Origin of the sequence: Microbacterium sp. NPDC087665 (assembly GCF_044743285.1) — a bacterium.
In the GTDB taxonomy this organism is placed as follows: domain Bacteria; phylum Actinomycetota; class Actinomycetes; order Actinomycetales; family Microbacteriaceae; genus Microbacterium.
In genome coordinates, this window is sequence record NZ_JBIUWD010000002.1 from 339365 (window position 1) to 364735 (window position 25371).

The 25371-nt window shown below is 67.3% G+C and carries 25 protein-coding genes and 1 riboswitch; of the genes, 3 read left to right on the forward strand and 22 right to left on the reverse strand.

Features of this window, described 5'->3' with window-relative positions:
* Positions 1-25 precede the first annotated feature (25 nt).
* The 7 genes from ACIOSY_RS05105 to ACIOSY_RS05135 all read right to left on the reverse strand — a co-directional run bounded on the left by ACIOSY_RS05105 (position 26) and on the right by ACIOSY_RS05135 (position 5048).
* Entirely contained in the window at positions 26-502 is a 477-nt protein-coding gene (locus ACIOSY_RS05105; protein WP_400850011.1) for an SRPBCC family protein, read from the reverse strand.
* Positions 503-518: 16 nt separating this feature from the next.
* Positions 519-1814 carry a citrate synthase gene (locus tag ACIOSY_RS05110; RefSeq protein ID WP_400850014.1) on the reverse strand — a complete coding sequence of 432 codons (1296 nt, stop codon included), beginning with the start codon at positions 1812-1814 and terminating at the stop codon, positions 519-521.
* A gap of 216 nt (positions 1815-2030) precedes the next feature.
* A complete protein-coding gene (gene dapC / locus ACIOSY_RS05115; protein ID WP_400850017.1) occupies positions 2031-3143 on the reverse strand; it encodes a succinyldiaminopimelate transaminase in 1113 nt (370 codons plus the stop codon).
* A 9-nt stretch (positions 3144-3152) separates the two neighbouring features.
* Positions 3153-3473 carry a ferredoxin gene (fdxA, locus tag ACIOSY_RS05120; RefSeq protein WP_400850020.1) on the reverse strand — a complete coding sequence of 107 codons (321 nt, stop codon included), beginning with the start codon at positions 3471-3473 and terminating at the stop codon, positions 3153-3155.
* Between the two features lie 9 nt (positions 3474-3482).
* Positions 3483-3974, reverse strand: a complete 492-nt coding sequence (locus ACIOSY_RS05125; protein ID WP_400850023.1) for a histidinol dehydrogenase — start codon at positions 3972-3974, stop codon at positions 3483-3485.
* 28 nt (positions 3975-4002) lie between these two features.
* On the reverse strand, positions 4003-4317 hold the full coding sequence (locus ACIOSY_RS05130) for an AzlD domain-containing protein (RefSeq protein ID WP_400850026.1): 315 nt from the start codon (positions 4315-4317) through the stop codon (positions 4003-4005).
* Complete coding sequence (locus ACIOSY_RS05135; RefSeq protein ID WP_400850029.1) at positions 4314-5048, reverse strand: AzlC family ABC transporter permease; 735 nt, start codon at positions 5046-5048, stop codon at positions 4314-4316. The genes ACIOSY_RS05130 and ACIOSY_RS05135 overlap by 4 nt, the downstream gene beginning before the upstream one ends.
* A 102-nt stretch (positions 5049-5150) precedes the next feature.
* Between ACIOSY_RS05135 and ACIOSY_RS05140 the strand changes: the two genes are divergently transcribed.
* Positions 5151-5699 (forward strand): helix-turn-helix domain-containing protein, encoded by a 549-nt coding sequence (locus ACIOSY_RS05140; RefSeq protein ID WP_400850032.1) that lies wholly within the window; start codon positions 5151-5153, stop codon positions 5697-5699.
* Here the strand turns inward: ACIOSY_RS05140 and ACIOSY_RS05145 are convergent.
* The 3 genes from ACIOSY_RS05145 to typA all read right to left on the reverse strand — a co-directional run bounded on the left by ACIOSY_RS05145 (position 5680) and on the right by typA (position 8871).
* Positions 5680-5823 carry a hypothetical protein gene (locus ACIOSY_RS05145; protein WP_400850035.1) on the reverse strand — a complete coding sequence of 48 codons (144 nt, stop codon included), beginning with the start codon at positions 5821-5823 and terminating at the stop codon, positions 5680-5682. The two genes, ACIOSY_RS05140 and ACIOSY_RS05145, sit on opposite strands and share 20 nt — an antisense overlap.
* A 25-nt stretch (positions 5824-5848) precedes the next feature.
* Positions 5849-6739, reverse strand: coding sequence for a phospholipase (locus ACIOSY_RS05150; RefSeq protein WP_400850038.1), 891 nt, complete (start codon positions 6737-6739; stop codon positions 5849-5851).
* A 218-nt stretch (positions 6740-6957) separates the two neighbouring features.
* On the reverse strand, positions 6958-8871 hold the full coding sequence (gene typA / locus ACIOSY_RS05155; RefSeq protein ID WP_400850041.1) for a translational GTPase TypA: 1914 nt from the start codon (positions 8869-8871) through the stop codon (positions 6958-6960).
* A gap of 147 nt (positions 8872-9018) precedes the next feature.
* On the opposite strand from typA, the gene ACIOSY_RS05160 reads away from it, so the two are divergent.
* Positions 9019-10083, forward strand: a complete 1065-nt coding sequence (locus ACIOSY_RS05160; RefSeq protein ID WP_400850044.1) for a hypothetical protein — start codon at positions 9019-9021, stop codon at positions 10081-10083.
* Between the two features lie 31 nt (positions 10084-10114).
* A complete protein-coding gene (locus ACIOSY_RS05165) occupies positions 10115-10897 on the forward strand; it encodes a CPBP family intramembrane glutamic endopeptidase (RefSeq protein ID WP_400850048.1) in 783 nt (260 codons plus the stop codon).
* Positions 10898-10912: 15 nt separating this feature from the next.
* Here the strand turns inward: ACIOSY_RS05165 and ACIOSY_RS05170 are convergent, their stop codons facing one another.
* From ACIOSY_RS05170 to ACIOSY_RS05225, 12 genes are all read right to left on the reverse strand, one after another.
* Positions 10913-11479 carry a PH domain-containing protein gene (locus ACIOSY_RS05170; protein WP_400850051.1) on the reverse strand — a complete coding sequence of 189 codons (567 nt, stop codon included), beginning with the start codon at positions 11477-11479 and terminating at the stop codon, positions 10913-10915.
* Positions 11476-13155 (reverse strand): dipeptide ABC transporter ATP-binding protein, encoded by a 1680-nt coding sequence (locus ACIOSY_RS05175; RefSeq protein WP_400850054.1) that lies wholly within the window; start codon positions 13153-13155, stop codon positions 11476-11478. Before ACIOSY_RS05175 ends, ACIOSY_RS05170 begins: the two co-directional genes overlap by 4 nt.
* Positions 13152-14093, reverse strand: a complete 942-nt coding sequence (locus tag ACIOSY_RS05180) for an ABC transporter permease (RefSeq protein ID WP_400850057.1) — start codon at positions 14091-14093, stop codon at positions 13152-13154. The genes ACIOSY_RS05175 and ACIOSY_RS05180 overlap by 4 nt, the downstream gene beginning before the upstream one ends.
* Positions 14086-15012 (reverse strand): ABC transporter permease, encoded by a 927-nt coding sequence (locus ACIOSY_RS05185; RefSeq protein WP_400850060.1) that lies wholly within the window; start codon positions 15010-15012, stop codon positions 14086-14088. The genes ACIOSY_RS05180 and ACIOSY_RS05185 overlap by 8 nt, the downstream gene beginning before the upstream one ends.
* Before the next feature lie 99 nt (positions 15013-15111).
* Complete coding sequence (locus ACIOSY_RS05190; protein WP_400850063.1) at positions 15112-16743, reverse strand: ABC transporter substrate-binding protein; 1632 nt, start codon at positions 16741-16743, stop codon at positions 15112-15114.
* A 214-nt stretch (positions 16744-16957) separates the two neighbouring features.
* The gene (gene gcvP / locus ACIOSY_RS05195) at positions 16958-19783 is read right to left on the reverse strand and encodes an aminomethyl-transferring glycine dehydrogenase (protein WP_400850935.1); all 2826 of its coding nucleotides are present in this window, start codon (positions 19781-19783) and stop codon (positions 16958-16960) included.
* A gap of 61 nt (positions 19784-19844) precedes the next feature.
* A complete protein-coding gene (gene gcvH, locus ACIOSY_RS05200; protein ID WP_400850066.1) occupies positions 19845-20222 on the reverse strand; it encodes a glycine cleavage system protein GcvH in 378 nt (125 codons plus the stop codon).
* Entirely contained in the window at positions 20219-21400 is a 1182-nt protein-coding gene (locus tag ACIOSY_RS05205; protein ID WP_400850069.1) for an aminomethyltransferase family protein, read from the reverse strand. Before ACIOSY_RS05205 ends, gcvH begins: the two co-directional genes overlap by 4 nt.
* A gap of 154 nt (positions 21401-21554) precedes the next feature.
* Positions 21555-21649: riboswitch (glycine riboswitch) on the reverse strand.
* 28 nt (positions 21650-21677) lie between these two features.
* Positions 21678-22541 carry an ABC transporter ATP-binding protein gene (locus tag ACIOSY_RS05210; protein WP_400850072.1) on the reverse strand — a complete coding sequence of 288 codons (864 nt, stop codon included), beginning with the start codon at positions 22539-22541 and terminating at the stop codon, positions 21678-21680.
* Positions 22538-23395 carry an ABC transporter ATP-binding protein gene (locus ACIOSY_RS05215; protein ID WP_400850075.1) on the reverse strand — a complete coding sequence of 286 codons (858 nt, stop codon included), beginning with the start codon at positions 23393-23395 and terminating at the stop codon, positions 22538-22540. Before ACIOSY_RS05215 ends, ACIOSY_RS05210 begins: the two co-directional genes overlap by 4 nt.
* Positions 23392-24375, reverse strand: a complete 984-nt coding sequence (locus ACIOSY_RS05220) for an ABC transporter permease (protein ID WP_400850078.1) — start codon at positions 24373-24375, stop codon at positions 23392-23394. The genes ACIOSY_RS05215 and ACIOSY_RS05220 overlap by 4 nt, the downstream gene beginning before the upstream one ends.
* Entirely contained in the window at positions 24368-25363 is a 996-nt protein-coding gene (locus ACIOSY_RS05225) for an ABC transporter permease (RefSeq protein ID WP_400850081.1), read from the reverse strand. Before ACIOSY_RS05225 ends, ACIOSY_RS05220 begins: the two co-directional genes overlap by 8 nt.
* Positions 25364-25371 lie beyond the last annotated feature (8 nt).

The following is a 25371-nucleotide window of genomic DNA, read 5'->3' on the forward strand; positions in this document are numbered from 1 at the left end:
CGACAGCATCATCCGACCCCGGGGTTCAGTCGCGCACTGCGCGGAGGACCTCGGGGTCGCTGCATCCCCGCACGAATCCGGCGAGACGCCGACGGATCTCGAAGCCCAGCACCCAGGTGCCGATGCGCTCGGCCACCGGCGCGATCCACGCCGGCCGGCACGAGAAGTTGTACTTCCAGACCGCGATGGTCCCCTCGCCGTCCGGCCCGGGCGAGAACCGCCACCCGCCCCCGAGCTTCTCGAAGAACCAGGGGCCGTCTTCCATCACCATGCCGACGTTGCGCGGCGGCGCGTACGACACGTAGCGGCTCACCATCGAGAAGCCGAAGCGCTGACGGGTGAACGTGCGCACGTCCTTCGCCGGCAGCTCCGCACCATCCAGGAAGTGCTGCTCGTTGATGAACGGGTCCCAGCGCCGGCGCACCGCACCGGTCGTCTGCGATACGGCGAACGCGGTCGCAGGATCGACGGGGACGAAGGCCTCAGCGCTGACGACGGGCATCAGAGATGAACGCGGCTCAGCGGTTCGGGTACGAGCGCTCCGGCGACCCCGTGTACAGCTGCTGGGGACGGCCGATCTTGGTCTGGGGGTCGAGCTGCAGCTCGCGCCACTGCGCCAGCCAGCCGGGCAGGCGCCCGATCGCGAACAGCACCGTGAACATGCGCGTGGGGAAGCCCATCGCCTTGTAGATCACGCCCGTGTAGAAGTCGACGTTCGGGTAGAGGCGACGCTCGCGGAAGTAGTCGTCGGCGAGGGCGATCTCTTCGAGCTCCTTGGCGAGGTCGAGGAGCGGGTCGGTGACTCCGAGAGAGGCGAGAACCTCGTCGGCGGCATCCTTGACGAGCTTGGCGCGCGGGTCGTAGTTCTTGTAGACGCGGTGCCCGAAGCCCATCAGCTTCACGCCCTCTTCCTTGTTCTTCACCCGCTCGACGAAGCGCGAGACGCTCTGACCCGAGTCGCGGATCTGCCCGAGCATCGTGAGCACGGCCTCATTGGCACCGCCGTGCAGCGGGCCGGAGAGCGCCTGGATGCCGGCGGACACCGAAGCGAACTGGTTGGCTCCCGTGGAACCCACCAGGCGCACCGTCGACGTGGAGGCGTTCTGCTCGTGGTCTTCGTGCAGGATGAGCAGCAGCTCGAGCGCCTTCGACATGACCGGGTTGATCTCGTAGGGCTCGGAGTGCACACCGAAGTTGAGCTTGAGGAAGTTCTCGACGAAGCCGAGCGAGTTGTCGGGATACAGGAACGCCTGACCGACGCTCTTCTTGTGCGCGTACGCAGCGATCACCGGCAGCTTGGCGAGCATGCGGATCATGTTGATCTCGACGTGCTCGGGGTTGTGCGGGTCGGTCTGGCCCTCGTAGTAGGTGGAGAGTGCGGCGACGGCCGATGAGAGCACCGACATGGGGTGCGCCGTGTGCGGCAGAGCCGAGAAGAAGTGCTTGAGGTCTTCGTGCAGCAGCGTGTGGCGACGGATCTTCTCGTCGAATTCGGCCAGCTCCGTCTCGGAGGGCAGCTCGCCGTAGATGAGCAGCCAGGCCACCTCGAGGTAGCTGGTGCGGCCCGCGAGCTGCTCGATCGGATAGCCCCGATAGCGCAGGATGCCCTTGTCGCCGTCGATGAACGTGATCGCCGACTTGGTCGACGCCGTGTTCACGAAGCCGTAGTCGAGACCCGTGTAGCCGGTCTGGCGGGTCAGCGTCGAGAAGTCGATGCTGTTGTGCCCCGCCGTGCCCTGCAGAACCGGGAACTCGGCGGTCGTCTCACCGATCGTCAGCTTTGCCGTGGTCTGCTGGTCTGCCGCTGCACTCACGCGGACCTCCTTGGGGTTTCTGCCCGTAGTCTGTCTCGTCTCGCTCGACGAGATCGGTCATCCTGGGAGCCGGATCGAATCAAAGCGGGCGATCACACGGCGCTCAGCGCCAGGTCGGGTCACGACCGAATCGCTTTTACAGCCTAGTAGTCGCGCGTGCCTACTGTCGCATCCGCCAAACAGAACAGCCCGGCAAGGAGGAAATCTACAGATCCTCTACAGAGCAGTGCCGCGCAGACGCCGCGCAGCCTCGATGACGCGCTCGGTCGGCGCCGTCAACGCCAGACGGACGTGCTGAGCTGCGGGCGCACCGTAGAACGGGCCGGGACCGGCGAGGATGCCGAGACCGGCCAGACGCTCCATCGATTCCCAGGCGTCGCGGCTCTCGGTGGCCCAGAGGTAGAGACCCGCCTCGGAGCCGTCGATGCGGAAGCCCGCAGCCTCGAGCGCCGGACGCAGGGCGTCGCGGCGCTGCCGGTACAGCTCCTTCTGCACGGAGACGTGCTCGTCGTCGCCCAGAGCGGCGATCATGGCCTGCTGCACGGGTTCGGGCGGCATGAGTCCCAGATGCTTGCGGGCGGTCAGCAGCTCTCCCACGATGCGGGCGCAGCCGGCGACGAACGCCGCCCGGTAGCCGGCGAGGTTCGACTGCTTGCTCAGCGAGTAGACGCTCAGCAGATTGGAGCGCTTGCCACCGGTCACCCGCGGGTCGAGGATCGACGGAATCGCCTCGGTGGCCCAGGGGCCGTCCCAGCCGAGTTCGGCGTAGCACTCGTCGCTCGCCAGGACCGCGCCGAGTTCGCGAGCCCGGCGGACGGCGGCCGCGAGTTCGTCGACGGTCCACGTGCGCCCGTCAGGGTTGCCCGGCGTGTTGATCCAGATGAGCTTGGTGCCCTCGGGCCAGTCGGCGGGGTCATCGGCGGGCAGCGGGGTCGCTCCGACCACACGGGCGCCGACCTCGTAGGTCGGGTATGCCACGCGGGGATGCACGACGATGTCGCCGGGGCCGAGTCCGAGGAGCGTGGGCAGGAGCGCCACGAACTCCTTGGAGCCGATGGTCGGCAGCACGTTGGCCACGGTGAGGTCGTCGACGCCCCTCCGCCGCGCGTACCACCCGACGATCGCCTCGCGCAGAGCCGGCGTGCCGGCCGTCTGCGGGTAGGCGTGCGCGTCGGTCGCGTCGGCGAGGGCCTGACGGATGATCGGCGGAGTCGGATCGACGGGCGAACCGACGGAGAGATCGACGAGGCCGTCAGGATGCTCGGAAGCGCGCTCGCGGAACGGGACGACGGCGTCCCAGGGATAGTCGGCGAGGTCGCGGATGCTCACGTGATCGACTCACTCGCCCTGGGGCGGCAGAGCCTTGATGACGGCGTGGTCATGGGCGATGACGCCGACCTTCGCTGCTCCCCCGGGCGAGCCGATCTCGTCGAAGAACTCGACGTTGGCCTTGTAGTAGTCCTGCCACTCGTCGGGGAGATCGTCTTCGTAGTAGATCGCCTCGACGGGGCAGACGGGCTCGCAGGCACCGCAGTCGACGCACTCGTCGGGGTGGATGTACAGCGACCGTTCACCCTCGTAGATGCAGTCCACGGGACACTCGTCGATGCAGGCACGGTCCTTCACATCGACACACGGCAGAGCGATCACATACGTCACTGCTTCAGTCTACTTCGCGTGATCGGTGGAACCTGCAGCACTGCCGGGGTGCGCCTGCCCCACCTCGGGTGCGAGCGGCACCGCCGTGATGATCGACGGAGGCAGCGGAGCGGGGTTCTCGGGCTGAGCATCGGTGCGCACCGGAAGCCGCCGGAACGACGGCCAGGCGATCACGAGCAGCACCAGGGCTGCGACGAGGTACGTCCAGATCTGCCCGGACAGGGTGTTCTCCACCACGACCGAGCCACCAGGGCCGACGCCGGAGATCACCAGGATCATGCCGATCATCCCGAGTCCGGCCGCGACCGCTGCGCCACGATCGTGGGTGAGCGCGCGGATCGCGACGAGGATGGCCGCGCACGCGATTCCGCCGACGATCAGTCCGACGGGGATCGGGCCCCAGGTCAGACTGTGGCCGATCGTTCCGGCCACGCCGTACACGCCGCCCACCAACGCCGAGGCGACCCACGACAGCACTCTCGATACCCAGCTCACCCGCACGGTTCGATCCTACGCGCCGCGCGCGGGTTCACGCCGCGAGCCCGAACAGGCGCAGCATGGCCGCGACGAATGCGGCGGCGAAGACGACCACGAGGAACGACTGGCGGAGCCAGAGCAGACCGCCCGCGACGAGCAGCGCCGGCACGCGGGCATCGACCACGATCGCCTGCCCGTCACCGAGGGACTGCACGGCGACGAGCGCTGCGAGCAGAGCGACGGTCAGCAGGTCGGAGATGCGCGCCGGCCGGGGCGCTTCGAGCACCCGGGCGGGAACGAGATAGCCGATCGCCTTCAGGGCCAGGCAGATCAGGGCCGCGAGCAGGATCGCGCTCCAGACGCTCATGATGCCGCCCCGATTCCGGCATCCGCCGCGCCGGCATCGCCTGCGCCCGGAATCGCATCCGGGCGTCCGAGCCAGTTGAACCACCCGACCGCGATCGCGACGAGAGCGGCGACCAGCACCGGAAGACCGGGCAGGATGAAGGGCGTGAGCGCAGCGGCGACGACGGCGGCGGCGATGCCCACGGCGACGGCTTGGCGCTGCTGCAGTCTCGGCCACAGCAGTGCCAGGAAGGCCGCCGCGGCCGCTGCGTCCAGCCCCCACGCCTTCGGATCGCCGAGGACGTCACCCACCAGCGCCCCGATCAGGGTCGTGATGTTCCATCCGACGAAGATTCCGACGCCCGTGACCCAGAAGCCGACCTGCCGAAGACGCGGGTCGCTCTGCGAGATCGCGACGGCCGTCGATTCGTCGATCGTGAAGTGCGCGGCGGCCGCTCGGCGTGCCGGCCCTCCGCTGACGATCGGCGACATGCGCATGCCGTAGGCGACGTTGCGCACCCCCAGCAGTGCGGCCGAGGCGATCGCCGACGGCAGCGCCGCGATTCCACCCGCGGCGAAGACTCCGACGAAGGCGAACTGGGACCCGCCCGTGAACATCAGCAGGCTCAGCACGCAGGTCTGCCAGACATCGAGGCCAGAGGCGACGGCGAGCGCGCCGAACGAGACGCCGTACGCGCTGGTCGCGAGCACGACTCCGAGGGCCTCGCGCCACACTTCTCGCTCTGCGGTCATCATGAGAGCATCCGAAGCGTTCGATTCGATGAACACATGACCATAATTCTGAACAACGCGTGCCGGATAGTCAAGCGAACGATCGTTTGACATGATGAACGCATGGAGGATCTCCGCACACGCATCGCCCGTACCCTTCGTCGCGAACGCGAGGCCGCCGCACTCTCGGTCTCGGAACTCGCCCGCCGCGCCGGAGTGTCGAAGGCCACTGTCTCGCAGCTCGAGAGCGGCGCGGGCAACCCGAGCGTCGAGACCCTGTGGGCATTGGGCGTCGCGCTCGACGTGCCCTTCGCGGTGTTCGTCGACCCGCCGGCGAGCGGCCCCACCCTCATCCGCGCGGCCGACCTCTCCGGAGTCCCCTCCGCAGCGGCGGCCTACAGCGCCACACTGCTCGCCGCGAGCCCGCCCGGCGCACGACGAGACCTCTACCTGATCAAGGCCGAACCCGGCGAGGCGAGAAGGTCGGATCCCCACCACCCGGGCACCATCGAACACGTCGTGCTGCTGGCGGGCCAGGCGCACGTCGGCCCCGCGGACGAGCCCGTCCTGCTCCAGCCCGGCGACTACCTCACGTATCCCGGAGACGCGCCCCATGTCTTCGAGGCCACGGTCGCCGGGACGAGCGCCGTACTCATCTCCGAGCTGCGCTGACGCTCACTCCGACCCCGGCCAGCACGAGCAGCCGGAGGCGCAGCGCGTTCAGGGGCGATGCCTCGTTCGTCGCGACCGCGGCGTCGATCTGCTCGTCGGGGCAAATCGGTGCCCGCGCGGGCATCCCGCCGACTCGGTCCCGCCGGCGTTCAGTACCAGTTGCTCGACTGCGAATGCGACCAGGCGCTGCACGGAGTGCCGTAGACCGACGAGATGTAGCCGAGTCCCCAGGCGATCTGCGTCGCAGCGCTCGTCTGCCAGTCGCTCCCCGCCGAGGCCATCTTGCTGCCGGGAAGGGCCTGCGGGATGCCCGTCGCGCCGCTCGGGTTGTACGCCTGGTAGTTCCAGCTCGACTCTTTCTGCCACAACGAGCTGAGGCAGGAGAACTGGTCGGCACCCCAGCCGTACTCGCTCGCGGCCATCGCCTGCGCGGTCGCCTTCGCCCCGTCGACCGTGTTCGCGTTGGCCAGCGCCGCCGCCTCGGCAGCCGCCTGCTCGGCGGCAGCAGCGGCCGCGTCCTCTGCGGCCTTCTGCTCCTGCGCTGCGGTGAAGGCAGCCTGCAGCGTCGCCGTCTCGCTCACGACCTCGTCGGTGCGCTGCTCGGCGGCGACCGCGAGAAGCGTCAGCTCGACGGCGGGGGTGGAGGCGCGTTCGGCCAGATCCTCGACGATGCCCTGGAGTTCGGTCGTGTCGACGACGGGTGCCGTCTCGCCGAGATCGAGACCGGCGGCGGAGACCTCCGCAGTCAGGGCATCGGCGGTGGCGACGGCATCCTTCGCGGCGGTGGTCGCCTGCGCGATCTCGTCCGGCAGCTTGAGCAGTGGAGCCGAGGTGGCTTTGGCGGCCGCGGCATCCGCGGCGCCTGCCTGGGCGGCTCCGGCGGCGGGAGCCGACACGAGTCCGACGGTCAGTGTGATGCCGAGGAGCGCACCGGCGGCGGTCCCGAGCAGAAGCAGCGGGCGCCGGGAACGGACGGCGGAAACGGTGGAAGCGGCCGCGAGGGCGCGCCGGGAAGCACGGGTGTTGTGAGGGTGAAGCACGAATCGACTTTCGGGTCGTCGAACGCCCGGACCTGCGTGGAGGGCGACTCATCGGGAGCCGACTCATCGGGCGCAAGTGTTCGAGTCTGCGTCATCGACCTGGGCGAAACCTCCGCCTCACCTGAATGGAACCATTGTTCCACCTGGGCTTTTCATGAGAAAAGGGCCCCGCGTCCGCCTGTCGGCGGCACGGGACCCTCTTCGTCGGAGTGCGAGACTCAGGCGTTGGCGTCCTGACGCTTGAGACGCGCCGTCTCACGTGCACGCGTGTTCGCGTCGAGGTTGACCTTGCGGATGCGGACGACCTCGGGGGTCACCTCGACGCATTCGTCGTCACGGGCGAACTCGAGGCTCTCCTCCAACGTCAGCTGGCGCGGCGGCGTCATCGACTCGAACGTGTCGGAGCTCGCTGCACGCATATTGGTGAGCTTCTTCTCCTTGGTGATGTTCACGTCCATGTCGTCGGCGCGCGAGTTCTCGCCGATGACCATGCCCTCGTAGACCTCCTGCGTGGGCTGCACGAAGAAGGACATGCGCTCCTGCAGGGCGATCATCGCGAAGGGGGTGACGACACCCTGACGGTCGGCGACGATCGAGCCGTTCTGGCGCGTCGTGATCGAACCCGCCCACGGCTCGTAGCCGTGCGAGATCGCGTTCGCGATGCCGGTACCGCGGGTCGTCGTCAGGAACTCGCTGCGGAAGCCGATCAGGCCGCGCGACGGGACGACGAACTCCATGCGCACCCAGCCGGTGCCGTGGTTGGTCATGTTGTCCATGCGGCCCTTGCGGCCGGCGAGGAGCTGCGTGATCGCGCCGAGGTGCTCTTCGGGGGTGTCGATGGTCAGGTGCTCGAACGGCTCGTAGGTCTTGCCGTCGATCTTCTTCGTGACGACCTGAGGCTTTCCGACGGTGAGCTCGAAGCCCTCACGACGCATGTTCTCGACGAGGATGGCGAGGGCGAGCTCTCCACGGCCCTGCACCTCCCAGGCATCCGGTCGGCCCACGTCGACGACCTTGAGCGAGACGTTACCGATGAGCTCCTTGTCGAGACGGTCCTTGACCATGCGCGCGGTGAGCTTGTGACCCTTGACCTTGCCCATGAGCGGCGAGGTGTTCGTGCCGATCGTCATGGAGATGGCGGGGTCGTCGACCGTGATCGCCGGCAGCGGGCGCACGTCTTCGGGGTCGGCGATGGTCTCACCGATGGTGATGTTCTCGAATCCGGCAATGGCGACGATGTCGCCGGGGCCGGCGGACTCGGCCGGGTAGCGCTCGAGGGCGCGGGTCTTCAGGAGCTCGGTGATGCGAGCGTTCTGGTGCGTGCCGTCGGCGCGCACCCAGGCCACGGTCTGGCCCTTCTTCAGCGTGCCGTTGAAGACGCGGAGAAGCGCGAGACGGCCTAGGAACGGGCTGGAGTCGAGGTTCGTGACCCAGGCCTGCAGCGGAGCCTCGTCATCGTACGACGGAGCGGGGACGTGCTCGAGGATGGCCTCGAACAGCGGCTCGAGGTCGTCGTTGTCGGGCAGCGATCCGTCGGCGGGGCGGTTGCGCGACGCGGCACCGGCACGACCGGAGGCGTAGACGACCGGCACGTCGAGCAGTGCGTCGACATCGAGGTCGGGCACGTCGTCGACGAGGTCGGAGGCGAGACCCAGCAGCAGATCGTGGGCTTCCTCTTCGACCTCGGCGATGCGGGCGTCGGGGCGGTCGGTCTTGTTGACCAGGAGGATGACGGGGAGCTTCGACTCGAGCGCCTTGCGCAGCACGAAGCGGGTCTGGGGCAGCGGGCCCTCGCTCGCGTCGACGAGCAGAACGACACCGTCGACCATGGACAGGCCGCGCTCGACCTCGCCACCGAAGTCGGCGTGGCCGGGGGTGTCGATCACGTTGATCGTCACCTCGCCGTCCTTGGCGTGGACACCCTTGTAGGTGATCGCCGTGTTCTTCGCGAGGATCGTGATGCCCTTCTCGCGCTCCAGGTCGTTCGAGTCCATCGCGCGCTCGTCGACGTGGGCGTGTTCACCGAAGGACCCCGTCTGGCGGAGCATCGCGTCGACAAGAGTGGTCTTGCCGTGGTCGACGTGGGCGACGATTGCGACGTTGCGGAGGTCAGAGCGGAGGGCGTGAGCCATGCAGAATTCCTAAAAGGGTGTGGGTGTGCGCCGGGAAACCGACGTTCCAGGATAGCGCACGCACGCGAAAGGTTCCTGAAGGGCACCCCCTGATGTTCGTCATGACTCTCAGCCGAAGGCGCTCGGACGGTTCGATATCGTCGCCGTATGGGGGGCCAGACGTTCGACAACGACCTCGCCGGTGTACAGAATCCGTCGACGGCGCCGGCTCAGCTCGCGGAGATCGCGTCGCGTCGAGGCGACCTGCATACGCTCATCCTGAACCATCCGGCGTGCTATCCGCAGTTGCGCGAGTGGATCCTCCACGTCAACCCCTCGGCGGGAACGATGATGACGGCTGCCCAGGCTCCGCGACGCGGCCGCGGCGGACTGTGCGCAGTCATCGGGTGCGGTGGAGCCGCACTGTTGGGCTTCGCCTTCGTCGCCGTGCTCATCGTCGCCGGTCTGGTCGCGTCATCCGCTCCTCCGGATCGGCCGACGTCCGAGGGCACGACCTCTCGGGAGGAATCCTTCGCGGCGTTCGATGCGGAACGGAGCAGGTACTACGAGCTCTACGCTCAACTCGAGGGCAATCCGGTGGCCCCTCTGGTCGCGGACGTGGTGGCATTCCGTCGTTGGGAGGCCAGCATCGCGAACCCCCAGCTCACCGACGATTCGGTCGCGGGCTACGCGAGGGACGCCCAGACCGCCCGGGAGAGTCTCGAGCAGCGGATCGCCGACGCCGCCATCCGACGGGCGAACGTCTCGGGCTCGGTCACCGAGGCGATCGTCGATGAGGCCGGTCACGGGTTCATCGACATCCTGTGGGACGCGGACACCGCGTGCGGGATCTCTCGACGAGCCGATGAGGGACGCACCACGATCGGGTGCGTCTCGGAAGATCCGCTCGCGGTGCATCTTGCTCCGGAAAGCCAGCTCGGCGGCGACAGCGGCATGCGTCAGGTCGTGCTGCACGAGCTCGCCCATCTCTACATGCGCGCCGACAGCGATGCCAAAGGCAACCAGCCTTCGGCATCGCTGGTGCTCATCGAGCAGGGGCACTTCCAGGGGAGCAGTGAGGTGTTCGCCGACTGCTATGCGCTGACCTCCCTGAATCTGTGGCCCCTGACTTTCGAAGGTCGCGAAACGGGCTACGGCTACATCTGCACTGACGAAGAACGTCAGCTCATGCGTGCGTGGGCGGCCGAGGTGCACGCACCCATGCCGCAGTGACCTCATCAGGGCGAGTACTATCGGTGGCGTCATGAGCCTCCCCTCGCACACCGCACCGTCGCGCGCACGGATCTGGTGGGAGATCGCGGTCGTCCTGGCCCTCGGCCTCGGGCAGTCCGCGGTATACGCGGTCGTGCAGCTCGCGTACCGGCTCACCGACGAGACGCCGCTGGCCGACCAGACGGCGACGCTCAACCCCTCCCGCAGCGACCGCGAGATCTTCGACCTGATCTATCAGGTGCTGTCGATCGGGTTCTCGCTCGTCCCCGTCATCCTGGTCTGCTTCCTGCTGTGGCAGAGCTCGCGCCCGCACCTCGCACGACTGGGTCTCGACGGCACACGCATCGGCGGCGACGCACTGCGCGGCGTGTTCCTCGTGGTCGCGATCGGCGTACCCGGGCTCGCACTGTACATCGTCGGGCGCTCCCTCGGACTGTTCGTGGCCGTGAACCCCGCCGGCCTCGATGCGCACTGGTGGACCGTCCCGATCCTGCTGCTGGCGGCCGCGCGCGCCTCCTTGCAGGAGGAGTTCGTCGTGCTCGGCTACCTGTTCGCCCGACTGAAGCAGCTGGGCTGGTCGCCGTGGACGATCGTCATCGCCACGTCAGTGCTGCGTGCGAGCTATCACCTGTACCAGGGGCCGGGCGCCTTCATCGGCAACCTCGCGATGGGCCTGCTCTTCGGCTGGCTCTTCGTGCGCACGGGACGACTCCTGCCGTTCCTCGTGGCGCACTTCCTCATCGACGCGACCGTCTTCGTGGGCTATCCGTGGGCAGCAGCGACCTGGCCGGCGCTGTTCGGTCTTCCGAGCTGAACCCGCGGCGTGCGGTCAGCCCGCATTCACGATCAGCACCGCGGCGACGGCCCACACCACGAGCACCGCGAGGGCGATGAGGGCCCGTACATCCCACTCACGTCGGATGGGAGCATCCGCCGAGCCATCGGCCGTCTGCCAACGATCACGGATGTCCGCCAGATCGCGCACACCCGCCGGGGCCTTGGCGACGTCTTCGTCGCGGACCCTACTGCGCGTCGGCCGCGACCGCGCGGGTCCGCCGTAAGCGCTCACCCGGGTGTCGTCGTCGAGCGAGAACTCGAGCTGCCACCGGAAGTCGATGTCGCGCACGCGGCTCCAGCCGAACGTCGTGCGGCGGAGCATGTTCTGCACGACCGCACCCGCGCCATCGACGCGCACCAGCGAGACGAAGCTGAGTTCGTACACCGCCCAGAGCGCCAACAGCACCCAGGGGGCGACGAGGATCATCTGCAGCCAGCTCCCCCGCACGACGGTGTCGCCGAGCAGGAAGAGGGCGAGAAGACCGGTGACGACGAGGACCACCGGCCCGGAAGACGCGCGATACGTGCGCGCGTCCTCCGGGGCCTGAGGGTCTGTCACGCGCCCTGTCCGCCGAGCGTGAGCGACGCGCCGGGGATCGCCTGCAGGAGGCGTTCGGTGTACTCCTGCTGCGGGTTCGCGAAGATCTCGTCGACGGTGCCCTGCTCGACGACCTTGCCCCGCTCCATGACGCAGACCAGGTCGCTCGACACGCGGACGACGGCGAGGTCGTGCGTGATGAACAGATAGGTCAGGTTCAGCTCGGACTGCAGTTCCGCCAGCAACTGGAGCACCTGATCCTGCACGAGCACGTCGAGAGCGGAGACCGCCTCGTCGAGCACCACGATGTCGGGCTTCAGCGCGAGCGCACGCGCGATCGCGACACGCTGCCGCTGACCGCCCGAGAGCTCGTTCGGGTAGCGCGTGGCCAGTGCACGCGGCAGCGCGACCTGGTCGAGCAGTTCCTCGACCCGCTCGCGGTGCGAGGCGCGGTCGCCGACGCCGTGGATCTGCAGCGGTTCGGCGATCGTGTTGCCGATGTTGCGCAGCGGATCGAGCGAGCCGTACGGGTCCTGGAAGACCGGCTGCATGCGGCGACGCAGCGCGAACGCCTGCGCGTTCGACAGCCGGGAGACGTCCTGCCCGTCGACCTCGATCGTGCCGCTGGTGGGCTCTTCGAGCTTCAGCAGCATCTTCGCGACGGTCGACTTGCCCGAACCGGACTCGCCGACGAGCGCGAGAGTCTTGCCTCGCGGGATCTCGAACGACACGTTGTCGACCGCACGGAAGGCCTCGCTGCGGAAGTTCCCCTGACGGATCTTGTAATCCTTGGTGAGTTCCGCGACGCGCACCGTGGGCGGGATGTCGGCGAGGTCTTCGAGCGTTTCGATGCCCCGGTCCTCGACGACCGCCTGGATGCGCTTCGACGCGACGCTGGGCGCCGCGGCGACGAGCCGCTTCGTGTACGGGTGCTGCGGGTTCTCGAGGATCTCGCGGCTGGGACCCGCCTCGACGATGTTCCCACCGTTCATCACGATGATCTTCTCGGCGCGCTCGGCCGCGAGGCCGAGATCGTGCGTGATCAGCAGCACCGAGGTGCCCTTGTCACGCGTCAGAGAAGCCATGTGATCGAGGATCACGCGCTGCACAGTCACGTCCAGAGCCGAGGTCGGCTCGTCGGCGATGAGCAGCTTCGGGTCGGCCGCGAGACCGATTCCGATCAGCGCACGCTGACGCATACCGCCCGAGAACTGGTGCGGGAACTGGTGCAGGCGTCGTTCGGCGTCGGCCAGACCCGCCTGCTGCAGCACCTCGATGGCACGTTCCTTGACGGCCTGACGACCCTGGGCGATGCCGTTGGCGCGAATCGCCTCCTTGACCTGGAAGCCGATGCTCCACACCGGGTTCAGGTTCGACATCGGATCCTGCGGAACGAAGCCGATGTCGCGGCCTCGCACGCTCTCGATCGCGGTGCGGCTCAGGGTGGTGAGCTCGCGTCCCTCGAGGGTGATGGATCCGCCGGTGACGGTTCCCGTGCCCGGGAGCAGGTTCACGATGGCCGTGGCCGTCGTGGACTTGCCGGAACCCGACTCGCCCACGATCGCGACGGTCTCGCCGGGCATGACATCGAAGCTGATTCCGTGGAGCACTTCGCGCAGACCGTCCTGCGTGCGGAACGCGACCTTGAGATCGCGGATGCTCAACAGGGGGACTTGTTCGGCAATGCGGTCGCTCATCGGCGGGCCCTCGCCTTCGGGTCGAGGGCGTCTCTGATGAGCTCGCCCAGGGTCACGAACGCCAAAACCGCAAGGGTGAGCGCGATCGACGGATAGATGAGCGACATCGGGGCCACCCGCAGCGACGCCTGAGCGTTGCTGATGTCGTTACCCCACGACATGACGTCGCTGCCGAGACCGACGCCGAGGAACGACAGGGTCGCCTCGGCGACGATGGCCGCCGCGAGTCCGAGCGTCGACACCACGAGCAGCGGCGCGATGGCGTTCGGGATGACGTGGTTCACCAGCGTCTTGAACTTCGACTGCCCGAGCGAGCGCGAGGCCATGACGAAGTCCGCCTGGCGGACGCGCAGGATCTCGGCGCGAACCACGCGAGCGGTGGATGCCCAGGCGAAACCACCGATGGCGAACGCGAGCGTCCACACCGTGCGGAAGTCCGAGAACACCGTCATCACCACGACGGCCGCGAGGATGTACGGGATCGCGAAGAAGATGTCACCGATGCGCGAGAGCAGCGCGTCGAGCCATCCACCGTAGAACCCGGCGATCGCACCCATGATGAGTCCGAGGAACGACGAGAGCACCGTGGCGATGACACCGACCGCGAGCGACGTCTGCGCGCCCCAGATGAGACGCGAGTAGATATCGCATCCCTGGAAAGTGTAGCCAAGGGGGTGCCCTGCGGCGGGTCCTTCGTTGCTGTACATCAGGTCGCAACTGCGCGGGTCGACGTTGGTGAACAACGACGGCCAGACGGCGATGACGACGAACAGGGCTGCGAGCACGACGGAGAACCAGAACAGCGGGCGACGACGCAGGTCCTGCCACGCGTCACGCCAGAGGTTGCTGGGCTTCTCCGCGATACGAACGGCGTCGACCGCGATCGATTGCGTCTCGACAGGGGCGACGTAGTGCTTCTGAGTTGTGGGATCAGACATAGCGAATCCTCGGGTCGAGCAGACCATAAAGCAGGTCGATGACCAGGTTGACCAAAACGTACAGGATGACGAACACCGTCACGAAGGAGACGACCGTGGGTCCTTCTCCGCGTCGGACAGCCTCGAAGAGGGTGTTACCGACGCCGGGAACGTTGAAGATTCCCTCGGTGACGGTGGCGCCGACGAGCAGCACACCGAAGTTGGTGGCCGAGTTCGTGATCACCGGGATGAGCGAGTTGCGCAGAACGTGCACGGGAAGCACACGACCCCGCGAGAGGCCCTTGCTGTAGGCGGTGCGCACCCAATCCTGGTTCAGTGTCTCGATCACAGAACTGCGCATCAGGCGCATACTCACCGCGAACAGGCTGAATCCGAGCACGATCGCAGGCAGCCAGAGACCGCCCCAGCCGTTGTCGGCTCCGACCGTCGGGCTGAACCACCCCCATTGGATCGCCAGGAAGTACTGGGCGAGGAAGCAGAGCACGAAGATCGGCACCGCGAGCGCGATCAGCGCGACGAGGAGAGCGACGTTGTCGAAGATCTTGCCCTTGCGCAGCGCCGAGACGGTGCCGATGATGATCGCGAGCGTGAACTCGATGGCGATCGCCATGATCGCGAGGCGGCCGGTCACCGGAAGGGTGTCGGCCAGAACCGCGGACACCGGGCGACCCGAGAAGGTATCGCCGAGATCGCCCTGCAGTACACCGGTGATGTAGTACCAGTACTGCACGATGAACGGGTCGTTCAGGTGGTATTGCTCTCGCAGCGCGTCGACGAGCGCCGGATTCGGCGTGCGGTCGCCGAACAGGGCGAGGATCGGGTCTCCGGGCATGGCGAAGACCAGGAAGTAGATGAGCAGGGTGGCCCCGAAGAAGACCGGGATCACCTGCAGAAGTCGTCTGAGGATGTAGCTGAGCATCCGCTGTCCCTTTCTGAGGAACGCGAGCAGGTGGTCGAGAACGGCCTAAGAGGCGGTGACGGGGTTGCCGTCACCGCCTCGCGGGTCGTTCTCTCAGACCTACTTGGTCTTCGTGATCTCGTAGTACAGCGGGACGGAGTTCCAGCCGAAGGTGACGTTGTCGACACCTTCGCTGTATCCACCGGTCACGTTGGAGTACCACAGCGGGATCGCGGGGAGATCGTTGAACAGGATCTCCTGCGCCTTGGTGAAGTCCTCGATCTGCGCGTCGGCGTCCGGGTTGCTGATGCCGGCGGCGATCAGGTCGTCGAACTCGGGGTTCGAGTAGTCACCGTCGTTGGAACCGGCGTTGCTCGCGTAGAGCGGGCCCAGGAAGTTGTACAGACCCGGGTAGTCCGCCTGCCAGCCGGAGCGGGCAGCCGTCTTGATCGTGCGGTTGTTGATCTCTTCACGAACGACGGCGAACGTCGGGTACGGAGCGCCGGAGGCGTCGATGCCGAGAGTGTTCTTGATCTGGTTCGTGACGGCGTCGACCCATTCCTGGTGTCCACCATCGGAGTTGTACGCGATCTGGAACGTGCCGTCCCACGGCGAGATGGCGTCGGCCTCGGCCCACAGCTCCTTCGCCTTCTCGGGGTCGAACTCCAGGACCTCGCTGCCGGGAACGTCGTCCGACCAGCCGGCGATGACCGGCGAGGTGAAGTCCGAAGCCGCGGTGCGGGTGCCCGAGAAGATCTTGTCGGTGATCTGCTCGCGGTCGATCGCCATCGAGAGCGCCTGGCGACGGAGGATGCCCTCTTCGCCGGAGAAGTGCGGCAGGAACTGACCGATCGTGAACGACTGGAACACCGCCGACGGCTGGTTCACCGCACGATCGCCCAGGTCATCCTGGAACGTCGGCAGCGAGATGGCCGGGATCGCGTCGATGACGTCGACCTTGTTGCCCTGCAGGTCGGCGTATGCGGCCTCCTGCGTGGCGTAGAAGTTGATCGTGAGGCCACCGTTCTGGGCCTTGCGTCCACCGTCGTAGTCGTCGTTGCGAACGAGGTCGATCTGCACGTCGTGCTGCCACGCGCCTTCGCCGTCGATCATGTACGGGCCGTTGCCGATCGGGTTCTCACCGAAGGCGTCCATGTCCTCGAAAGCCACGTCGGGCAGCGGGTAGAAGGCCGAGTAGCCGAGACGCAGAGCGAAGTCGGATGCCGGCTTGTTCAGCGCGATCGTGAAGGTGTAGTCATCGACCTGCTGCAGGCCAGTGAGCTCGGAGTCCTCGTCGTAGCTGAAGCCCTCGATGTCCTCGAAGAAGTAGCTGGAGAGGTGCTGGTTGGAAGCCTTGGCGCCTTCGTTCCATGCCTTGATGAAGTTGTCTGCCGTGACCTCTTCACCGTCGGTGAAGGTCTGGCCTTCCTTGAGCTTCACCGTGAGGTGCTGAGGGTCTTCGGTCGTGATCTCTTCAGCAACGTCGTTGACCGGCTTGCCGTCGGCGTCGTAGTAGATGAGTCCTGCGAAGATCTCGTCGAGGATCTTTCCGCCGCCGACCTCGTTGGTGTTGGTCGGGATCAGCGGGTTCTCCGGCTCCGAACCGTTGGTCGTGATGATGGCGTCTGCATCGATCTCGCCGCCGGCGCTGCCGCCGTTGGAGTCTCCGCCACCGCTCGCGCAGCCCGCGAGCGCCAGGGCGCCGATCGCGAACAGCGCGGTGCCCGCAAGGGCGATCTTGTTGCGCTTCACTATGTGTCCTCCTAGGACGTGTACTTCAGACTGCGCGCTCATCGTCGAGCACGTAGGGATAGTTCAGAGTATCTCGGCATTCAGGAGTCCCTGCACTCGGCTAATCAACCGTTACTGAGTGGTGATCATCTGAAACATCGCGGAAACACGCCGGAACGAGAACGGCGCTGCCCCCGGATGGGTGGGACAGCGCCGTTCTGCTCTGCGGATCGGCTCAGGCGAACGCCTCCACCGGCGGGCAGGCGCACACCAGGTTGCGGTCACCGTATGCCTGATCGATCCGACGGACCGGCGGCCAGTACTTGCCGGCGATGAGGGCGCGCACCGGGTAGGCCGCCTCCTCGCGGGTGTACGCGTGGGTCCACTCCCCCGCGATCAGCGACACCGCCGTGTGCGGGGCGTGCACGAGCGGGTTGTCGTCGGCGGGCCAACGACCCGCGGCGACGGCATCCGCCTCGGCCTTGATCTGGATCATCGCCTCGATGAACCGCTCGATCTCGGCGAGGTCCTCGGACTCGGTCGGCTCGACCATGAGCGTGCCCGCGACCGGGAACGACATCGTCGGGGCGTGGAAGCCGTAGTCGATGAGGCGCTTGGCCACGTCATCCACTGTGACACCGGTCGCCTCCTTGAGCGGTCGCAGGTCGAGGATGCACTCGTGCGCCACGCGCCCGTGCTCTCCCGTGTAGAGCACCGGGTAGTGGTCGCCCAGCCTCGCGGCGATGTAGTTGGCCGACAGCACCGCTGCCGCCGTGGCGCGACGCAGACCGTCGGCGCCCATCATGCGCACGTACGCCCACGAGATCGGCAGCACACCGGCCGAGCCGTAGGGCGCACCGGAGACCACCCCGCCGTCGAACACGAAACCTCCCGCATGCTCGGCGCGCTGCGCGAGCGGATGCGAGGGCAGAAACGGTGCGAGGTGCGCCTTCGCCGCGACCGGGCCGATACCGGGCCCGCCACCGCCATGGGGGATCGCGAACGTCTTGTGCAGGTTCAGGTGCGAGACGTCGCCGCCGAGGTCTCCGAACCGGGCGTAGCCGAGCAGTGCGTTGAGGTTCGCACCGTCGACGTAGACCTGTCCGCCCGCATCGTGGACCGCTGCGGTGATCTCGACCACATCGTGCTCGTACACGCCGTGCGTCGACGGGTACGTGATCATGAGCGCGGAGAGTTCGTCGGCGTGGGAGGCGATCTTCGCGCGCAGGTCGTCGAGGTCGACGTTGCCGAGCTCGTCGCAGGCGACGACGACGACCTTCATTCCGGCGAGCACGGCGGATGCCGCGTTCGTACCGTGCGCGGATGAAGGGATCAGGCACACGGTGCGCTGCTCGTCACCGTTCGCCCGGTGGTAGCCGCGGATCGCGAGAAGCCCCGCGAGCTCGCCCTGGGAACCGGCGTTCGGCTGGAGCGACACGGCGTCGTACCCGGTGACCTCGGCCAGCCAGGCCTCGAGCTGATCGATGAGATCGAGGTAGCCCACGACATCGGATGCCGGCGCGAAGGGGTGGATGCCCGCGAACTCCGGCCACGTGACCGCAGCCATCTCGGTGGCCGCGTTGAGCTTCATCGTGCACGAGCCCAGCGGGATCATGCCGCGGTCGAGGGCGTAGTCACGATCGGCGAGGCTCTTGAGGTATCGCATCATGGCGGTCTCGCTACGGTGCGCGTGGAAGACGGGGTGCGTGAGGAACTCGTCCGTGCGGTCCATCGATTTCGGCAGGGCGCTCATGGTGCCCATCATGCCGAAGGCGCGCTCCTGCTTGCCGCCGAAGACACGCGCGACCTGGTGCAGTTCGGTGACCGAGGTGGTCTCGTCGATCGAGATGCCGACGGTGTCGGCATCCGCCGTGTGCAGGAGGATGCCGTAGCCGTGGTGCGCCTGCGAGACGTACTCGGCCGCGCGCCCGTGGACGCGCACCTGGAGGGTGTCGAAGAACGCGTCGTGCACGACCTCCGCCCCTGCCTCGACCAGCCACTCACGGAGCAGGGCGGCCTTGGCCGCCGTCTCGCTCGCGATCGCCTTCAGCCCGTCTGGGCCGTGGTAGACGGCGTACATCGAGGCCATGACGGCCAGGAGCACCTGCGCGGTGCAGATGTTCGACGTCGCCTTCTCGCGACGGATGTGCTGCTCGCGCGTCTGCAGCGAGAGTCGGTAGGCGGGCTTGCCGTCGGCGTCGACCGAGACGCCCACCAGGCGGCCGGGGAGCTGGCGTTCGAGACCCGCGCGGACGGCCATGTAGCCGGCGTGGGGTCCGCCGAAGCCCAGGGGCACACCGAACCGCTGCGTGGTTCCCACGGCGACGTCGGCGCCGAGCGAGCCGGGCGACGAGATCAGCGTGAGCGCGAGCAGGTCGGCGGCCACGACCGCGAGACCACCGGCGAGGTGCGCGGCGTCGATCACGGCGGACGGATCCCAGACCCGACCGGAGGCACCCGGGTACTGCACGAAGACGCCGAACAGCTCGGACGGCAACTCCTCGCCCGCGGCGAAGTCGACCGACACCAGCTCGATGCCCACGGCATCCGCCCGGTTCTCGAGAAGCGCCTTCGTCTGCGGCAGCGCGTCCGCGTCGACCGCGAACACATCGGTCTTCGCCTTCGAGGCACGGCGGGCCAGCAGCATGCCCTCGGCGACCGCGGTCGACTCGTCGAGCATCGACGCGTTCGCCGTCGACAGCCCCGTCAGGTCGGCGACCATCGTCTGGAAGTTGATGAGCGCCTCGAGACGGCCCTGCGAGATCTCCGGCTGGTACGGCGTGTACGCCGTGTACCAGGACGGGTTCTCGAGCACGTTGCGCTGGATCACCTGCGGGGTGATCGTGCCGTAGTATCCGAGTCCGATCATCGGTCGGTTCACGGTGTTGCGCGAGGCGAGTGCCCGCAGCTCCTGCAGCGCCTCGGTCTCACTGGCGGCGCTCGGGATGACCGAGTCCTCCGTGGCGGCGGTGAAGATCGAGGTGGGGACGGCCTGGCGCATCAGCGCCTCGACGGGCGAGGAGTCCGCGGCGTCAGACGCGAGCGACAGCGCGTCGAGCATCTGACGCTGCGCGTCGGCCGTGGGTCCGATGTGACGATCGGCGAAAGAGACCACGTGCGGATCAGCCCTCCGTGAGTGCGACGTACGCGTCGCGGTCGAGCAGTCCGTCGAGCGCGCCATCGGCGACCGAGACCTTGAGCAGCCATCCGCCCGCGAACGGCTCGGCGTTGACGAGAGAGGGGTCGTCGACCACGGCGTCGTTGATCTCGACGACCGTGCCGTTGACCGGGGCGTAGAGCTCTCCGACCGACTTCGTCGACTCGATCTCGCCGACGACCGCGCCGGCGGCGATCTCGGTGCCCACGGCGGGCAGTTCGACGAAGACGACGTCGCCGAGCTTCTCAGCGGCGTAGTCGGTGATGCCGATCGTCACGGTGCCGCCGTCTGCGGCGATCCACTCGTGCTCGTCGGTGTAGTGCAGCGCGTTGAGATCAGTCATTTCATCCTCCGGTAGAAAGGCAGAGCGGTCACGGTCGCGGGGATCTTGGTCCCCCGCACATCCAGGAACAGGGCGGTTCCCTCTTCGGCGGAAGAAGGAGAGACATAGGCCATCGCGATCGGATGCCCGAGCGTCGGGCTGAGGGCACCGCTGGTGATCTCGCCGATCACCGCGCCCGAGCCGTCGACGACGGCGTAGCCGGCACGACCGGCGCGCTTGCCCTCGGCGACGAGCCCCACGAGCACGGGGGCGTCGGATGTGGCATCCACCGCGTCCTTGCCGATGAAGCTCGGCTTGTCAGCGGCGACGACCCGGCCGAGCCCCGCCTGAGCGGGCTTGGTCTCGGTCGTCAGCTCGTGACCGTAGAGGGGCATGCCCGCCTCCAGTCGCAGGGTGTCGCGCGCGGCGAGACCGGCCGGCACGAGTCCGTGCGGCTCACCGGCGACGATCAGCGCATCCCACAGCGCGGGGGCGTCGTCGGCGCGCACCAGGAGCTCGAACCCGTCTTCGCCCGTGTATCCGGTGCGGGCGATGAGGAGGTGCTGTCCGAGGAACGTCGCCTCCGCCCAGGCGTAGTACTTCTGCTCGTCCCAGGGGATGCTGAGCGCCTCGATACCGGGGGTGTCGGCGAGGATCTTCTCCGCCGCGGGGCCCTGCACGGCGACGAGGGCGAACGAGTCGGAGACGTCTTCCACATCGACTCCGCGATCGCCGAGGAACCCGGCGAAGCTGCGCTCCTCGCCTTCCGCCCGCTGCTGCTCGCGTTCGAGTATGGAGGGGAAGGAACGCACGCGCGATGCGAAGGCGGAGTCGACGAAGCCGCGGTTGCCGGCGTTCGCGATCACCAGGTAGCGGTCGTCCGCGATGCGGTAGGCGATCACGTCGTCGACGATGCCGCCGTCGGATGCCAGTACCAGCGAGTACTTGGCCTTGCCTACCGGCATCGTGGAGATGCGACCGGCGAGCGAGTAGTCGAGGAACTCTCCCGCATACGGCCCCGTGACCAGGAATTCGGCCATGTGCGAGATGTCGAAGATGCCGGCGGCCTGTCGCACCGCGTGATGCTCGGCGAGATCGGAGGTGTAACGCACCGGCATCTGCCAGCCGCCGAAGTCGGTGAACGAGGCACCGAGAGCTTTGTGGCGCTCTCGGAGCGGTGTGTAGCGGGCGTCTGACATGGAGTTCTCCCGGGTATGAGCGGGCGGAACGGCGGTGACGCCATTCCTCGGAACTCCCCCTCTGTCATAGGCCTGAGAGTTTCGCCCGCGCGCAGAGGCAGGGCTTTCACCGTCGGCGGATGCCGCACAGCACGGAATCGCTTTTCAGAGTGGCCGGAACCGCGCGGTACGCGTACCTGAGAGATTGGCGGGGAGGCTTGCTCCTTCGGTGCCCGGCTGCGTTCGCCGGGGCTCTCCCGCGTGGTTCATTCGGCCTGTGTTCGGTTGTGCGCTCAGTCTAGCGGGTCTCCCCCGCCAACTCGCGGCGTACTTCGTCGCGCAGTCGTCCGAGGTTCTCCGGCTCGGGCGCCGCCCCGAGGAGCGTCTTCGTGTAGTCGTGCTGCGGGTTGAGGATGACCTCGTCGGCGGGACCCCGTTCCACGACATCGCCGTGGTAGAGCACCATGATCTCGTCGGAGAAGTGACGGGCCGTCGCGAGGTCGTGCGTGATGTAGAGCACGCCGAGGTTCTCTTCGCGCTGCAGGTCGGCGAGCAGGTTCAGCACACCGAGTCGGATCGACACGTCGAGCATCGATACGGGCTCGTCGGCCACGATGAACCGCGCTCCCGGCGCGAGAGCGCGAGCGATCGCCACACGTTGCCGCTGACCGCCCGACAGTTCGTGGGGCTTGCGCTCGGCGAAGCTCTGCGCGGGCGACAACCGCACGCGATCGAGCAGCTCCAGTGCGCGCTCGCGCACCTGCGCACCGCTCAATTCCGGGTGATGGATGCGCAGCGGACGCTCGAGGTGATGCACGATCGAATGGAACGGGTTCAGCGAGGCGAACGGATCCTGGAAGACCATCTGCACGTCGGACCGATAGCGCGCCAGAGCCTGGCCGCGGCTGCCGGAGTCGACGCCGTCGAGCAGGATCTGCCCGCTCGTCGGCGTCTCGAGCTTCATCAGCATGCGGGCGATCGTGGACTTCCCCGACCCCGATTCGCCGACGAGCGCGATCGTCTTGCCTGCCTCGAGCGTGAACGACACGTCCTTCACCGCGTGCAGGACGCTCGTCTTGAAGCCCGAACGCAGATGAAAGTCCTTCGTCAGGTTGCGCGCCTCCAGGGTCGTGGTCGTCACGGCATCCGTCTTCGCACTCATCGGACCTGCTCCTGGCTCTCGTGCACACCGGTGCGGACGAAGTCTCCGCGCGCGCCGCGCAGACTCGGGAAGCTCGACAGCAGCTTCTTCGTGTAGGCATGCTGCGGAGTGCGGTAGATCTCCTCCGCCGTGCCCTCCTCGACGATCTCGCCCTGGAGCATCACGGCGATGCGGTCGGAGATCTCGATCAGCATCGGGAGGTCGTGCGTGATGAAGATCACCGCGAAGCCGAGCTTCTCGCGCAACCGCATGATCTCGCGGATGATCCCGCGCTGCACGACGACGTCGAGGGCGGTGGTCGGCTCGTCCATGATCATGACCTGCGGGTCGAGCGCGAGTGCCATCGCGATCATCATGCGCTGGCGCATGCCGCCGGAGAGCTCGTGAGGAAAGCTGGTGAGCCGCGACGGATCGACGCCGACGAGCGTCAGCAGCTCTTGTGCCCGCGCGGTCTTGGCCGCCTTCGTCATTCCGGGGCGGTGGGTGTCGAAGATGTCGAAGATCTGCGCCCTGATGTCGATCACCGGGTTGAGCGAGTTCATCGCGCCCTGGAACACCATCGAGATCTTGTCCCAGCGGAAGGCCCGCAGCCCGTCGTCCTTCAGCCCGACGATGTCGATGTCGTTGCCGTCTCGATCGTGGAAGACGATCTCGCCCTCCGTCATGAGGGCCGGTGCTTTGAGCAGACGGTTGAAGCCGTACGCCAGCGTCGTCTTGCCGCACCCCGACTCCCCCGCGAGACCGAGGATCTCTCCCCGGTTCAGGGTGAGCGAGACGTTGCGGACGGCCTTCACGGGCGGATCGACCTCGTACTCGATCGAGACGTTGCGTGCGGTGAGAACGGCCTCGCTCATGCGGTGACCCCCTTCGTCTTCGCGGCCTTGCGCAGACGGCGGGCAGCATCGGGCGCATTGCGCAGCTTGGGGTTGATGACCTCGTCGATCGCGAAGTTGATGAGCGACAGTCCGGCTCCGAGCATCGCGATCATGATGCCGGGCGGCACGAACCACCACCAGGCTCCGCGTCCGAGCGCCTGCCCCGACTGGGCGTCGTTGAGGATCGTGCCCCAGGTGATCGACGAGTTCGGACCGAGGCCGAGATACGACAGCCCCGCCTCGCCCAGGATCGCGAAGATGATCGCGAAGATGAACTGGGCGGTCAGCAGCGGCAGCAGGTTGGGCATGATCTCGACGAGGATCACGCGCAGCGACTTCTCGCCCGCGACCTTCGCCGCGTAGACGTAGTCGCGGGTGCGCAGCGAACGCGTCTGCAGGCGGAGAACATAGGCCGCTCCGGCCCACGAGGTGATGCCGAGCACGAAGGCCACGAGCTGCCAGCTGCGCTGCGGAACGAACGACGCGATCACCATGACGAGCGGGAGACCGGGGATCACGATCATCACGTTCGTGACCAGCGCGAGTCCGTCTTCGCGCCATCCGCCGAGGTACCCGGCGAGGACGCCGAAGACCAGAGACAGAAGGATCGCGATGCCGCCGGCGAGGAGTCCGACCAGGAGCGAGCCCTGGGCGCCGATCGCGAGCTGCGCGAACATGTCGTTGCCCAGCTTCGTGGTGCCGAGCCAGTGCTCGGCCGACGGCGGCTCGAGCGCCGGGTTGTCGGTGCTCCGCGGGTTCTGGGAGAAGATCGGCGCGATGATCGCGAACAGCACGATCGCGAGCACCAGGACGAGTCCCGTGATGAACTTCGGCGAACGCGTGGGCAGCAGGCCCCGGCCGCGACGGGGACGCTGGGTCGCGAGGGTGATCGTGCTGGCCGGCGACGTGGCCGGCTGGTCCTTCGCGAGCAGGAGTGTGGTGTTCTCGGTCTCAGACATTCTGGCGAGCCCTCGGGTCGATGAATCCGTAGATCAGGTCCATGAAGAAGTTGGCGGCGAGCACCGTGATCGTGATGACGAGGAAGAGGCCCTGCATCAGCGCGTAGTCGTTGTTGGTGACGGCTTGGAACATGAGCTTGCCGATGCCCGGGTAGGTGAACACCTGCTCCATCACGATGGAGCCGGCGACGACGAACCCGAGGGTGATCGAGAAGCCGGCGATCGAGGGGATGGCGGCGTTGCGGGCGGCGTAGGTGGAGAGGATGCGCCGGGGGCGCAGTCCCTTCGCCTCGGCCGTGAGCACGTAGTCCTCGGCGAGCGTCGACACCATCATGTTGCGCATCCCGAGCATCCAGCCGCCGACGGAGGCGATCACGATGGTGAGAGCGGGGAGGATGGCGTGAGAGAGGGCGTTGGTGAAGAACGCCCAGGTCGGTTCCGGCCCGTCGGGGAAGTCGAACACGTCGTAGCCGCCGAAGATCGGGAACCAGCCCAGCCCCACCGAGAAGACGGCCACGAGGATGAGCGCCATCCAGAAGTACGGGATCGACTGCAGCACCGTGGTCGCGGGGATGAGGTGGTCGACCCAGGTGCCGCGCTTCCAGCCGGCCCAGGCACCGAGCACGATGCCGAGGACGAACGAGATCACGGTGGCGGTGCCGACGAGGATGAGCGTCCAGGGCAGCGCCTGTGCGATCAGCTCGGAGACCGGGGTGGGGAACTTCGTCACCGAGACGCCCAGGTCGCCCTGGAACATGCGCCCCCAGTAGGCGAGGTACTGCTCCCAGAGCGTGGAGTCGTCTCCGCCCAGCAGCAGCTTGATGTTGCGGATGGTGTTCTCCGACACCTCACCGCCGGCACGTTGCATCTTGGCGATCATGATGTCGGCGGGATTGCCCGGCATCATGCGGGGAAGCAGGAAGTTGAGGGAGATCGCGGCCCACAGCGTGAACGCGTAGAACCCGATCCGTCGTGCATAGAACTTCATCTGTCAGT